We start from the raw sequence: 13,673 nt of genomic DNA, 5'->3' as shown, positions 1-13,673 counted from the left end.
ACGTGCTGTTTAATTGCGACTCGATCGCAATAACAGATGATCTTCAATAGGGGTGGACGCATGACGGCCCGATCGATACGCGGCACGGCCGCCGCGGTGCTGGCCGGAGCACTGGCCCTCACCGCGGCGGCCTGCTCGAACCCGGGCGGCTCGGGCGCGGGTGGCGGGGCGAAGGACTCGGTGGTCGTCGGCATCGCCTACGAACCCGACAGCCTCAGCCCGCTCCTCGGCTACGGCAAGGACGGCAACTCCAAGATCTTCGACGGACTGCTCGCCTACGACGGCGAGATGCGGCTCAGGCCCGCGCTCGCCACCGCCCTGCCGACGGTGAGCGACGACGGGCTGACCTACACCTACCAGCTGCGCGAGGGCGTGAAGTTCAGCGACGGCAAGCCCTTCGGCGCCAAGGACGTCGTCTTCACGTACCGCACCATCCTGGACGAGAAGACCAACAACGCGTCCAGGACCGAGCTGGACGCCGTCAAGGACGTCACCGCCCGGGGCGAGCACACCGTCGTCTTCACCCTGAAGTACCCCTACGCGCCGTTCGACCGGCGGACCGTCCTGCCCATCGCCCCCGCGCACATCGCGGGCGAACAGGACGTCAACACCGGCCCGTTCACCACGAAGCCCGTCGGCACCGGTCCCTATCTCCTCACCGGCTGGTCGAAGGGCGAGAAGATCAGCTTCAAGGCCAACCCGGACTACTGGGGCGGCGCGCCCGAGGTGAAGAAGTTCACCATGGCGATCATCAAGGACGACGACGTCCGCGCCACCCGGCTGCGCGCCGGGGAACTCGACGGCGCGATCCTGCCGCCCAACCTGGCCAAGGGGTTCGAGGAGGACAGCGGCCGCACGACCTACGACGCCACGACCTACGACTACCGCACCGTCACCCTGCCGACCCACCACAAGGTCACCGGCGACACCGCCGTCCGCAGGGCCCTCGACATCGCCGTCGACCGCGAGACCATGGTCGACCGGATCCTGGAAGGAGCGGGCACGCCGGCCTACGGCCCGGTCCCCACCGGCAGCGAATGGTTCACCCGGGGCACCGAGCGCCGCTACGACCTCGAAGGGGCGCGGCGCATCCTCGACGACGCGGGCTGGAAGCCCGGCAAGGACGGGGTCCGCGTCAAGGACGGCGTGCGCGCCGCCTTCCCGCTCTGGTACCTCACCGGCGACAAGCTCCGCCAGGAACACGCCCTCGCCTACGCCTCCGACGCCAAGAAGGCGGGCATCGACATCACGACCCAGGCGGGCACCTGGGAGGTCATCGAACCGCGGATGAGGCAGGACGCGGTCCTGGCCGGCGGCGGCTCGCCGGGCGACCCGGACTTCGACCAGTACACCCTGCTCATGTCCTCCCTCGCGGGCGACGGCTTCAACAACATGGCGTGGTACGACAACCCGGCCGTCGACCGGGCCCTCGACGCGGGCCGCGAGAGCGGTGAACCGGCCGCGCGCAAGGCCGCGTACGACACCGTCCAGCGGGAACTGGTGAAGAACCCCGGGTACACCTTCCTCACCCATATCGACCACCTCTATGTGGTGAACGACCGCTGGGACGGGCTCTCCACGCAGACCGAGCCGCACGACCACGGTCTGGCGTCCGGCCCCTGGTGGAACATCGAGGACTGGACGCCCAAGAAATGAGCCGGGGCCTCCCCTGGGGGGCGATGGGGCGGATGGCGGGGCGGCGGCTGCTGTTCGCCGCCCCGGTCCTCCTCGTGGTGACCTTCGGTGTGTTCGCCGTCGCCGCGGCCTCGCCCTTCGACCCCGTGAAGGCGTACGCGGGCACCGCGGGCCTCACCGCCTCGCAGGAGAACCTCGACCAGCTCCGGGCCAACCTCGGTGTGGATCAGCCACTGGTCCACCGCTGGTGGAACTGGCTGACCCACGCGCTCGGCGGCGACCTCGGCGACTCCTCCGTACTGCGCGCGCCCGTCTCCGCCGTGATCGGCGAGCGGATCGGCTGGTCCGCGCTGCTCGCCATCACTGCCTTCGCCGTCGCCGTCCTGCTCGGCACCTCCCTCGGCGTGCTCGCCGCGCGCAAACCGGGCGGCCTGCTCGACCGCTGCGCCGGCTCGGCCGCGTACATCCTGGAGGCCGCGCCCGCCTTCTGGCTCGGGCTGCTCGCGATCTGGTTCTTCGCGGTCACGCTCGGCGTGCTCCCGGCGGGCGGGCTCACCGACGCGGCGAGCGACACCGTCACCTTCGGGCAGGTCGCCTCGCATCTGGTGCTGCCCGCCGCCGTGCTGGGCATCTCCCAACTGCCCTGGTTCTTCCTCTACGTACGCCAGGGGGTCACCGACGCGCTCGCCGAGGATCCCGTACGCGGCGCCCGCGCCCGCGGCCTGAGCGAACGCACCGTCCTGCTCGGTCACGCCCTGCGCTCCGGCATGCTGCCGATGCTCACCCTCATCGGCTCCCGGGTGCCCGAACTCATCACCGGCGCGCTGCTCGTCGAGACGGTCTTCAGCTGGCCCGGCATCGCCGCCGCCACCGTGCAGGCGGCCACCTCCGTGGACTTCGCGCTGCTCGCCGCGCTCACGGTGCTCGCCACCGCCGCCGTGCTGATCGGGAACCTGCTCTCCGATCTGCTCTACGGACTCGCCGACCCGAGAGTGGGCTTCGATGGCTGACACCACCACCGGACCGGTCACCGCCGCCGCACCGGTCACCAGGGAGCCGGCCACCACCAAGCCGGTCTGGCGCTCGCACGGGCGCACGCGGCGCTCGACCCGTACGGTCCGGGTCCGAACCTCCGCCGCCCTCGTGGCGGTCGTGGCGCTCGCCGTACTCGTCGTACCGCTGCTCGCCCCCCTCGACCAGCAGGCCGTCGATCTGGCCAGGAAACTCCAGCCGCCCTCCCTGGCACATCCGTTCGGCACGGACGACGTCGGTCGCGATCTGCTGCTGCGCTGCGTCTACGGACTGCGCGTCTCGCTGCTCGTCGGACTCGTCGCGGCGCTCGTCGCCACCGTGATCGGTACGGCGGTCGGCGCGGCGGCCGCGGCCTTCGGCGGCTGGACGGACCGGATCGTCATGCGGCTCGTGGACACCTTCTCGTCCGTACCGCATCTGCTGCTGGGCATCTTCATCGTCGCCATGTTCCGGCCCGGTGTCTGGCCGGTGATCGTGTCCGTGGCGCTCACGCACTGGCTCTCCACCGCCCGGATCGTCCGCTCGGAGGTGCTCTCGCTGCGCGCGCGACCGTATATCGACGCGGCCATCTCGGGCGGCGCGTCACGCCGCCGCGTCATCCGCCGCCATCTGCTGCCGGGCGTCATGCCGCAGGCCGGACTCGCGGCCGTACTGATGGTGCCGCACGCGATGTGGCACGAATCCGCGCTCTCGTTCCTCGGGCTCGGCCTGCCCAGCCATCAGGCGAGCCTCGGCAATCTCGTGCAGACTGCGCGCGGTTCGCTGCTCGCGGGCGACTGGTGGCCGACGCTCTTCCCCGGGCTGTTCCTGATCGTTCCGACCCTCGCCCTCGCGGGTCTCGCGGGCGCCTGGCGGGAACGGATCAATCCGCGCCGCCGATCGGAGCTGATGCTGTGACCACGCCCGCCCCGCCGGTCCCGCCGACCGGTCCCGTCGAACCTGTCGTGTCCGTCGAACCCGCCCTGCTTGCTCGCTCGGTGCCGCCCGTGCTCTCCGTACGGGGGCTCGGTGTCCGCTTCCGGATGCGCGGCGGCCGGCACATCGCCGCCGTCACCGACGCCGGCTTCGATCTCGCGGCGGGGGAGTGTCTCGCCCTCGTCGGGGAGAGCGGCTGCGGAAAGTCCGTCCTCGCCTCCGCCCTGCTCGGACTCCTGCCCGGCAACGCGCAGACCACCGGCTCCGCCGTCCTCGACGGCATCGATCTGCTCGCCGCCGACGAGCGCACGCTCGCGCGGACGGTACGGGGACGGCGCGTCGGCCTCGTACCGCAGAGCCCGGCCGCCCATCTCACGCCCGTACGTACGGTACGGGCCCAACTGGAGGAAACCGTAAGGGAACTGACCGGCACGCGCGGGCGGGAACCCCACCGGGCCGCCGAGGCCGCCGCCGACCGCGCGGCCTTTCCCGCCGGCCATCTCGACCGCTATCCGCACGAGCTCTCCGGCGGTCTCGCCCAGCGCGCCGCGACCGCGCTCGCCCTGATCGGTGACGCCCCGCTGCTGCTGGCCGACGAGCCGACCACCGGACTCGACCGGGATCTCGTGGACCGTACGGCCGACGAACTGCGACGGCACGCCGACGAGGGCCGCGCCCTGCTGTTGATCACCCATGATCTGGCCGCGGCCGAGCGGATCGCCGACCGTGTCGCCGTGATGTACGCCGGACGGATCGTCGAACTCACCGACGCACAACGGTTCTTCGGGGAACGGGGGCCGCGTCACCCCTATGCGCGCGGACTGCTCGACGCCCTGCCGGAGCGCGCGTTCACCCCCATCCCCGGGCTGCCCCCGGAACTGGGCGAGCTGCCCGCGGGCTGTGCCTTCGCGCCCCGCTGCCCGCGCGCCACCGATCTCTGCGCCACCACACCGCCCTTCACGGACGGACTCGCCTGCCACCACCCCCGGGAGAGCACCGACGAGAGCCCTGAAGAGAGTCCTGAAGAGCGCTCCGACGAGAGACCCGACGAGAGCGCCGAGGAGACCGTCCGTGCTTGAACTCCGCTCCATCACCGCCGGATACGAGCGGCGCGCCCCCGTCGTACGGGACGCCTCCCTCACCCTCGCGCCCGGTACGTCGCTCGGGCTGCTCGGCCCCAGCGGCTGCGGCAAGTCCACGCTCGCCAGGGTCGCGGCGCTGCTGCACCGGCCCGACGCGGGGACCGTCACGGTCGACGGCCAGCGCGCGACCGGGTGGCGCCATCGGGCCCCGCGGGCACAGCGCACCGCGATCGGCGTGGTCTTCCAGCAGCCAAGGCTGTCGGCGGATCCCCGGCTGCGCCTCAGCGAGTTGATCGCCGAGCCGCTGCGTGCCACCGGCCGCCGGTCGGACCTCACGGCGCACGTCGGCGAGTTGGCCCGTACGGTCGGGCTCACCGGTGAACTGCTGGGCCGCCGGCCGCACGAGGTCAGCGACGGGCAGCTGCAACGCGCCTGTCTGGCCCGCGCGTTGGTGCTGCGCCCGCGCTGGCTGGTCTGCGACGAGATGACCGCGATGCTGGACGCCTCCACCACGGCCGCGCTGGTCGCCGTCGTCGAGGAGTACCGCCGCGAGCACGGCGCCGGACTGCTCGCCGTCGGCCATGACCGGGTCCTGCTGGAGCGTTGGTGCGACCGTACGGTCCGCTGGACGGAGATCACCGGGGCCGGCTGAAGCGCGGATGGCGGGTGGGCGAACTCTGCGTAGGACGATATCGGCCGGGCCATGACAGGGCGGATACTCACCAGGGCCGAGCCCACCCGAGTCACCGGAGCCCACCGAACCCACCAGAGTCCACCGAACCCACCCGGGCCCGGCCGCACACCACTTCGCCCCACCGCATCCTCGCGCCCCATCGCGTCCCCCCGGAGGCATCATGGCCCTCACCACCCGCCGCAGAGCTGTTGGTACGCTCGCCGCCGCGCTCGCGGGAGCCGTCGCGGCACCCGCGTACGCACAGGCGGCCTCGCGGACAGAGCGCGGCGACGGCCCCCGGCCGCTGCGCCAGGCTCACGCGCACAACGACTATCTGCATCCCCGCCCCCTGCACGACGCCCTGTCACACGGCTTCACCAGCGTGGAAGCCGATGTCTTCCTGGTCGACGGCGAGCTGCTGGTCGCCCACGAGGCCACCGAACTCGACCCGGCCAGAACCCTCCGCGGGCTCTACCTCGATCCCCTCCTGGCGCGGGTGCGGGCCAACCATGGCTCCGTATACCGGGGTTACCACCGGCCGGTGCAGCTGCTCATCGACATCAAGGCGGACGGCGCCGCCGCCTACGCCGAGCTGCACCGCCAACTGACCGGCTACCGCTCGATGCTGAGCCGCTACGCCAACGGCTCGGTGCGCGCGGGCGCGGTCGCCCCCGTCATCTCCGGCGACCGCGCGGCCCGTGCCCCCATGGAGGCGCAGCGCGTGCGGTACGCGTTCTACGACGGGCGGCTCGATGATCTCGGGACGGCGGCCCCGGCCTCCTTCGTCCCGCTCATCAGCGGGAATTGGACCCAGAGCTTCAGCTGGCAGGGCGTGGGCGCGTTCCCCGCCGCCGAACGCGCGGAGCTGCGACGCATCGTCGACGCCGCCCACTCCCACGGCCAGCGGGTGCGCTTCTGGAGCACGCCCGATCTGCCCGGACCCGCGCGGGACGCCGTCTGGACCGAGTTGCTCGCCGCCGGCGTCGACCATCTCAATACGGATGACCTTGCGGGCCTCGAACGTTTCCTCCGGCAGCGCCGTCCGTAGCCCGTAACGGGGAACCCGGGGTCAACCACCCGTACGGCGGACACGCCAGTCGGCCGACCCGGCCTCCTCCTCCGCCACACTGGCGGCCGAATGCCGCGATCCGGTGCGGCGGAGGAGGTTCTCGATGGCTGTTTCTATCTCTGTACTTCTGCTTCTGGTGATCCTCGCGGTGGTCTTCCTGCGCAATGGAGGACTGAAGTTCTGGCACGCGACGGTCTGCGTCCTGCTCGGATTCTTCCTCGCGGGCACGAGCATGGCGCCGACCATCGCGAACGGGATCTCCACCACGGCGGGCGTGGTGAGTGGTCTGCACCCCTGACCGGGCCGCCCGCGTCCCCGGGACCTATGTCCCCACCAGCCGCGACCTGATGAGGAAGCGCACCCCCTCGGGGGCCTCCAGGGAGAAGCCGCTGCCGCGTCCCTTCACCACATCGACGATGAGCCGGGTGTGCCGCCACGCCTCGTACTGGCTCACCGACATCCAGAAGGGCACCGGCTCGGCGACCCCCTCGACCTCCAGGGACTGGAGCAGTACGTCGGAGTTGCCCGTACGGAACTCACCGTCCGGATAACACATGGGCGCGCTGCCGTCGCAGCAGCCGCCCGACTGGTGGAACATCAGCGGCCCGTGCTCCGCCCGCAGCCGCCGGATCAGTTCGGCGGCCGCGGGGGTCACCTCGACGCGCGGCTCCAGTGGCGCGGGCGGCTTCAGCGGCTCCAAGGGCTCCAGTGGTTCCCGTGGCTTCAGTGGTTTCCGTGGGGAAGTTTGTTCGTCCATGGTCTCTCCGCCGCCGTCGGTCATCGGTCCGCACCGTCAGGGACTCAGTCAACACCCCGCGACGTTGCGAGACGGTTGCACGCGGACCGGATCCCGGTCCCGAGTATCGGACAGGCACCCGCCCGCCGCCACAGGACCGCGTCGGCCCGTCAGCCGGCGGTGCCGCAGAACTCCGCCTCCAGCACCGGCCCCATACCGGCGGAGCTCCAGTCCACGTGTAACAGCCGTAAGGCTGTTCCGTTTCACCGAGGGACCCCGGCCGACTGCCCATCGCCCGCCACCTCTTCCCGCGCCTGACCGCCCGGCCACCGTGCCCCTGAGAGGGGGTCCGTCAGGCGTCACACGTGCTTGCGCAGATGCGCGGTGACCTCCGCGCCGGTCTCCGGGGACAGTCGCCCCTCCGGCACGTCGAAGCCCAACTCCCTTGCGAGCGTGGCCGCGCGGAGGTCGTAGGCGGCCTCGGTGAGATGCGCCAGCGTGTCCACGGCGGCGCGCGTCCGCCGCAGGCCGAGGGCGAAGACACCCGCGGCGAGGAGCAGCGACGGCCACCACCAGAGCGCCGGCAGTACGGTCAGCACGCCCCAGCCCGCCAGCGTGACGGCGGCGTCGAGTTCGGCGCGCGCGACGCGAAGCGCGTTCTGCTCGGCCTCGTTCAGGACCAGCCACAGCCGTGGCCAGGAGAAGACGACATCGAGGCGGTACCAGCCCCAGACGCGGGAGTGGACCGCGTCCAGCCGGTCACCCGTCCAGGTGGGATGGGCCGGAGGGCCCAGGGCGACGGCGTTGCGCCGGGCCGCGAGGAGGTCGATCCGGGCGCCGGTGGCAGCCGACGGCCGTGCGCCCGCACTCTCCAGCTCGGCGCGGTACGCCCTGTCCGCCGCCTCCGATCGCTCGGCGCGTACCGCGGTCCGCCGTCGCGCGAGCCGCCGCAGACCGTACGGCCAAGGCTCGAACCACAGTCGGCCGAGGGCCGCGGCGGCGCCCCGGGCGGCCAGTCCGGCGGCGGCCGAGAGCACCGGCAGCACGGCGATCACGAAGACCCAGACGGACGACGGGCGGCGGCCGTCGAGGGGACCGCCGGGCTCCAGCAGGCCGGTCAGACGTCCGAGGTCCGCCCAGTGCGTGTGCCCCAGCCGGTACGCGACCGCCGCGCCCGCCACATAGAGCAGTCCCGGGAGGACGAGCAGCGCCACCCAGCGCTCCATGTATCGGCGGCCCAGCTCGGCCAGCACCGTGTTCATCCCGTCCCCGCCCCTCCCGCTTCCGGTCGTACGAGGTCAGCGGAACCGGAGCGGTCGGCCGTGCAGGGCGCAGACCGGCAGATCGTCGCCGGGCCTCGGCTGCTCGGCGCGGCGGCAGAGACCGGCCGGGCACCGGTAGCCGCCGAGCGCCACGCGCCCGCCGCGGTCGCCGCCGGGCAGGGCGACCAGACCGGACGGTTCGCTCTCCGGCGGCACACCGCGCGTCGTCCCCCAGGACTCCAGCAGCCACAACAGCCCCAGAGCCCGCAGCCGTTCGGTGACCGGCTCCCCGCGCCGCGCCGCCGCCAGGGCCTCTTCCAGCCGGTCGCCGTCGCCGGTTTCCTCGGCGACGGCCCGCAGTCCGGGAAGTTCCCGGCACAGCACGCTCAGCAGTTCCGCCGACTCCACGATTCTTCCCCTCCCCGGGAGAGTTGATGGACCATCATTTCATGTCCACGGATGAAATGGGCTGTCGGTACGGACAGGGACAGGCCGGGACAGGCCGGGACAGGCCGGGACAGACGGGGACGGACGAAACGGACGGGGGCGGACGCATGCGGGACGACATCGGCTGGGCGGAGGTGGAGCGGCTGGCCGGCCGGCTCGTCGACCGGCTCGCCTCCTTCTGGAACGGCGGAAGCCAGGACGCGGTGATGGACCCCGCCGCGCTGGTCGAGGCGGACAAGCTGCGCGCGACCGTACTCCGTGTCCAGGAGGAGACGGCCGGTCCGCAGGGGACCGTCGGCCCGGAGCAGCCGCTGTACATCCTCGACCTGTCCACCTTGCAGGCGATCGCCCTCCTGCACTACGCACGCTGTCTGGTCCTGGGACCGGAGACCGAGGCGGCCGTGCCCGACGCGCGACTGGCGCTCGGACTGTTCGCCCTGGTCGGCCGGTTCGCACCGGAGGAGGTGCCCGAGCAACTGCGGGAGACCGTCGCGGTAGTGGACATACCCGTCGCGCACGATCTGCAGACCATGGCCCTGGACGCGGCGGGACTGTACGGGCGTTGGCAGACCACGGGAGACACCGGCTCCCTGGAGGCCGCGATCTCGCTGTGGCGGGACGCCCGGAGTGTCCTGCCCGCATCCCACCCCGGACATCCGATGCTGCTGTCGAATCTGTGCGGCGCGCTGCGGGCCCGCTACACCGTGCACGGCATCGAACCGGACCTGGAGGAGGCGGCCGAGGTGGGCCGCCGGGCCGTGCGACTGGCGCCTGCCGACGATCCCGACCGGGCGATGTATCTGGCCAATCTCTCCGGCGCGCTGAGCCTGCGGTACGCGGTCCACCAGGCGCGCGCGGACCTGGACGACGCCGTCGACACCGGCGTGGAATCCGTACGCGTCGCGCGGGAACCCCACGCGCTGTTCCACTCCAACACAGGTCTGGCGCTGCTGGCCCGGTACGAGCGGGATGCCGCGCTTGAGGACCTGGAGGCCGCGGCCGACGCCCTCCGGCTCGCCGTACGCCGCGCGACCCCGGACGATCCGCAGCGCGCCATGTACCTGTCGAACCTGGGACTCGCGCTGGACCAGCGGTTCATCCGTCTCGGGGATCCGGCTGACCTCGACGCCGCTGTGGACGCGGCGACGAGGGCGGTGGCGGACTGTCCGACCGGCAACCCGGGACGCCACGGGTTCCTGGCCAACCTCAGCGGCGTGCTCCGGTCGAAGGCCGAGCGGTCGGGGGCGGCGGCCGATCTGAACGCCGCGGTGGACGCCGCCCGGCAGGCCCTGGCGACCGCCCCCGTGACGGGCCCGTCCCGTACCGCGCGGCTCGGTGCCCTGGGCCTGGCCCTGCGGCTCAGATCCCGGAGCCTGGACGATCCCCGGGACATCGACGAGTCCGTCGATCTCCTGCGGCAGGCCGCACGGGACGGTGGCGACGGCACCCGCTCGTTGAGGGGCAAGCACCTCTACGACCTCTGCCGGGCTCTGCTCACCCGGTTCGGGCACACCGGAGACCCCGCCGATGTCGACGGCGCGATCGAGGCGGCCAGGCGCAGCGCCGAGGTCGGGGGCGGCGGCTCCGACCGGGGCGTACCGCTGAGTCTGCTGGGCGAGGCGCTGGGGGCACGGTCCCAGCGGACGGGCTCCGCGGCCGACACCGAGGCGGCGATCGCGGCCCTGGAGGAGGCTCGCACACTGCTCGCGGGCTTCCATCCGGGCGCCCTCAGCAAGTGCCTGTCCGAGCTGGGCCTCGCCCTCGCCCGGCGCTTCGACCGTACCTCCTCGCTCGCCGACCTGGACGAGGCGATCGGCGCCTTCCGGGAGGCGATCGAGGTGGACCCCGACGACCGGGAACGGACCATCGACGAGTCGCACATCGGCGCCGTACTGATGCAGCGGTTCTCCCTCACCGCCGACCCGGACGATCTCGCCGAAGCGGTGCGCTGGAACCGCCGCGCGGCCCAGCGGACCGCTGCCGACGGCAGGCACACCTCACAGGTGCTGTTCAACCTGGGCCGTACGCTCCAGACGGCGTACGAGCGGTCCGGCGACCTCACACTGCTGGACGAGGCCGTACGGCATTTCGAGGAGGCCCAGCGGGCCACACGCCCCTCCGATCCACAGCGCGCGAAGCAACTGTCCAATCTCGGCGCGGTGTTGCGCGTGCGGGCCGAGCGGCTCGGCTCGGGCGCCGATCTGGACCGGTCGGTCGAGCTGAGCCGGCAGGCGGTGGCGGTCCTGCCCGAGGACCACCCGGAGCGCGCGATCTACCTCTCCAATCTGAGCGCCGTCCTCAGCGCCCGCTATCTCCGGTCGGGGATACAGCAAGATCTGGAGGACTCGGTACGGGCGGGGCGGGAATCGGTCGGGGCCACCTCCCCGGCGGACGCGTCCGCCCACGTCGTCCATCTGACCAACCTGGGCGTCGCCCTGCGCCGACGGTACGAATGGTCGGGCGCGCTCGCCGACCTGGACGAGGCGATCGAGACGTCCCGCGCCGCGGTCCGCGCGCTGCCCACCGGGCATGTGGACGGAGCCCTGCATCTGACCAATCTGTCCGTGGCCCTCACCTCCCGGCACAGGCGGACGGGCGCGCTCGCCGACCTGGACGAGGCGATCGAGGCGTCCCGCGCGGCGTTCCGGGCCCTGCCCGACGACCATCCGCAGCGCGCCACACAGCTGTCCAACCTGGCACTCGCGCTGCGTCGACGGTACAAGAGCGCCGGCCGGCGGTCCGACGGCGACGAGGCGGTCAGCTGCCTGCGCCAGGCCGCACACCTCTGCCCGGAGGACCATCCGCAGCGCCCGACCTATCTGGCCAACCTCGCCATGGCACTCCTCACCCGCTACGCGAAGGAGGACTCGCCCGACGAGGCCGCCGATGTGGACGAGGCGGTCCAAGCCGCCCGTACGGCGGTCGGGTTGCTGCCCGACGACCATCCGCAGCGCGCCATGTGCCTGTCCAATCTGGGTTCGGCGCTCCTCTCCCGCTGCTCGCTGAGCGGGGACCCGCGCGACCTCGCCGCGGGGTTCGACGCACTGCGCCGGGCCTCCGGCATCGACACCGCCCCGGCGGCCGTGCGGTTCCGCGCCGCGCGCGGCTGGGCCACCGCGTCCGCCGGCGTCGAGGACTGGGCGGAGGCGCTGGACGCCCACCGGGCCGCCATTTCCCAACTGCCGCTGCTGGCCTGGCACGGCCTGGACCGCACCGACCGGCTCGACGCGCTCGGCCGCGCGGTGGGTCTGGCCGGCGACGCCGCCGCCGTCGCCCTGAACGCGGGACGGCCGCGTGACGCCCTGCGACTGCTGGAGCAGGGCCGCGGTGTGCTCCTGGCACAAGCCCTCGACGCCCGCGACGACATGACCGTGTTACGGGAGCAGGCACCCGAACTCGCCCACCGCATCCGGGAGGTGCGGGCCTTCCTGGACTCAGCAGACTCCGCTCAGGACCCCGCGGCGAGCGCGGCCGACCCCGCGCGACTCGTACATGACCAGCGCGTGATGGCGGAGCGGCGCCGTGAACTGGCCCGCGAGATGGACGATCTGGTGCGCCGCGCGCGCGAACTGCCCGGCCTGGCGGACTTCCTGCGGCTGCCCTCCCTCGAACGGCTCCGAGCCGCCGCCGGGAACGGGCCGGTGGTGGTCGTCAACACCAGCGCACTGCGCTGTGACGCGCTCGTCGTCACCCGCGACGCGCTGCGCACCGTCACACTGCCCGACCTGACGCTGGAGGGGCCGGGCGGTCTGGCCGAACGGGCCGGGACCCTGCTCGACGCGCTCGCCTCGGTGGGCCGTTCACCGGCCGACGCCTGGCGGGCCCAGCGGATCCTGCTCCGTACCCTCGGCTGGCTGTGGGACGTCGTGGCCGGGCCCGTACTGGCCGCGCTGGGGCCGGCGGACAGCGCCCCGGGCCCGGAGCTGCGGCCGACCCGGCTCTGGTGGTGCCCCACCGGCCTGCTCTCTCTGCTGCCACTGCACGCCGCGGGACACTACGGGCCCGAGGCCGCGGGGGCGGACGGCGCACCGCGGTCGGTGCCGGACCGGTTCGTGTGCTCGTACACAACCACCCTGCGGGCCCTCGCCGCACAGACCGTCCCGCGTGACCGGACGGACGCGCGGGCCGGTGGCAGGGGCGAGACGGGCCCGGACGGCGAACACGGCCGGATGCTCGCCGTCGACCAGTCCGACACCCCCGGTCTGCCCCCACTGCCGCAGGCGCGCGCCGAAGTACGGCTGCTGGCGGACCGGGTGCCGCGGACCACGGTCCTGTCGGGGCCCCGGGCGTCGCGCGCGGCTGTCCTGGACACACTGCGGTCCCACTCCTTCCTGCACTTTTCGGGCCACGGCAGCCAGGACCCCACCGACTCGGCCGGCGGCGCGCTGTACTGCCACGACCACAGGCAGGCCGGTCCGCTGACGGTCGCGGACATCTCGCGACTGCGCCTGGACCGCGCGCGGTTGGCGTTCCTGTCGGCGTGCGAGACCGCGCGGGGCGCCGCCGGGCTGCCCGACGAGGCGGTTCATCTGGCCGGTGCCCTGCAACTGGCCGGGTTCACGCATGTGGTGGCCGCCCAGTGGGTGGTGGACGACGCGTGCGCGCTGCGTGCGGCGGACTTCTTCTACACCGGCCTGATGCGGCCCCCGCGCCCGGACGCTCCCGCCGGCCTCGATCCGGGCCGCGCCGCGACCGCCCTGCACACCGCCGTACAACGGCTGCGGGAGCGGGACGACGACCCGCTGTCCTGGGCCGCCTATATCCACGCGGGGCCATGAACCGGCGGGACGGAGGCGGGGGCTCGCGGCCGATAACCTGACGG

General features: G+C 72.9%; 11 protein-coding genes. 8 read left to right on the top strand and 3 right to left on the bottom strand.

The annotated features are described in order from the left end of the window. Positions 1 to 60: 60 nt before the first annotated feature. The 7 genes from IF11_RS0129815 (at position 61) to IF11_RS0129785 (ending at position 6,704) form a co-directional block, all read left to right on the top strand. The gene (locus IF11_RS0129815) at positions 61 to 1,656 is read left to right on the top strand and encodes an ABC transporter substrate-binding protein (RefSeq protein ID WP_030354874.1); all 1,596 of its coding nucleotides are present in this window, start codon (positions 61 to 63) and stop codon (positions 1,654 to 1,656) included. Beyond that, positions 1,653 to 2,645, top strand: a complete 993-nt coding sequence (locus IF11_RS0129810; protein WP_030354873.1) for an ABC transporter permease — start codon at positions 1,653 to 1,655, stop codon at positions 2,643 to 2,645. The genes IF11_RS0129815 and IF11_RS0129810 overlap by 4 nt, the downstream gene beginning before the upstream one ends. Then, a complete protein-coding gene (locus IF11_RS0129805; protein ID WP_030354872.1) occupies positions 2,638 to 3,564 on the top strand; it encodes an ABC transporter permease in 927 nt (308 codons plus the stop codon). Before IF11_RS0129810 ends, IF11_RS0129805 begins: the two co-directional genes overlap by 8 nt. A 125-nt stretch (positions 3,565 to 3,689) precedes the next feature. Next, positions 3,690 to 4,661, top strand: coding sequence for an ABC transporter ATP-binding protein (locus IF11_RS0129800; RefSeq protein WP_078490996.1), 972 nt, complete (start codon positions 3,690 to 3,692; stop codon positions 4,659 to 4,661). Next, positions 4,654 to 5,316, top strand: coding sequence for an ABC transporter ATP-binding protein (locus IF11_RS0129795; protein WP_030354870.1), 663 nt, complete (start codon positions 4,654 to 4,656; stop codon positions 5,314 to 5,316). Before IF11_RS0129800 ends, IF11_RS0129795 begins: the two co-directional genes overlap by 8 nt. A gap of 202 nt (positions 5,317 to 5,518) precedes the next feature. Further along, positions 5,519 to 6,385: a phosphatidylinositol-specific phospholipase C/glycerophosphodiester phosphodiesterase family protein gene (locus IF11_RS0129790; RefSeq protein ID WP_030354869.1), complete on the top strand. Its 867-nt coding sequence runs from the start codon at positions 5,519 to 5,521 to the stop codon at positions 6,383 to 6,385. Between the two features lie 124 nt (positions 6,386 to 6,509). Next, complete coding sequence (locus tag IF11_RS0129785; RefSeq protein ID WP_030354868.1) at positions 6,510 to 6,704, top strand: hypothetical protein; 195 nt, start codon at positions 6,510 to 6,512, stop codon at positions 6,702 to 6,704. A 24-nt stretch (positions 6,705 to 6,728) separates the two neighbouring features. Here the strand turns inward: IF11_RS0129785 and IF11_RS0129780 are convergent, their stop codons facing one another. The 3 genes from IF11_RS0129780 to IF11_RS0129770 form a co-directional block, all read right to left on the bottom strand. Further along, positions 6,729 to 7,097: a DUF779 domain-containing protein gene (locus IF11_RS0129780; protein ID WP_240627568.1), complete on the bottom strand. Its 369-nt coding sequence runs from the start codon at positions 7,095 to 7,097 to the stop codon at positions 6,729 to 6,731. A gap of 404 nt (positions 7,098 to 7,501) precedes the next feature. After that, positions 7,502 to 8,404, bottom strand: a complete 903-nt coding sequence (locus IF11_RS0129775; protein ID WP_030354866.1) for a hypothetical protein — start codon at positions 8,402 to 8,404, stop codon at positions 7,502 to 7,504. Between the two features lie 36 nt (positions 8,405 to 8,440). After that, a complete protein-coding gene (locus IF11_RS0129770; protein WP_051746357.1) occupies positions 8,441 to 8,812 on the bottom strand; it encodes a hypothetical protein in 372 nt (123 codons plus the stop codon). A gap of 41 nt (positions 8,813 to 8,853) precedes the next feature. Here IF11_RS0129770 and IF11_RS0129765 point away from each other — a divergent pair, with 41 nt between their 5' ends. Continuing rightward, positions 8,854 to 13,629 (top strand): CHAT domain-containing protein, encoded by a 4,776-nt coding sequence (locus IF11_RS0129765; RefSeq protein WP_157848464.1) that lies wholly within the window; start codon positions 8,854 to 8,856, stop codon positions 13,627 to 13,629. The last annotated feature ends 44 nt before the right edge of the window (positions 13,630 to 13,673 follow it).

The organism is Streptomyces scopuliridis RB72, from assembly GCF_000718095.1.
Classification (GTDB): Bacteria; Actinomycetota; Actinomycetes; order Streptomycetales; family Streptomycetaceae; genus Streptomyces; species Streptomyces scopuliridis.
Note: the sequence above shows the minus strand (reverse complement) of the source record. Positions and strands in the feature narration are given on the sequence as shown.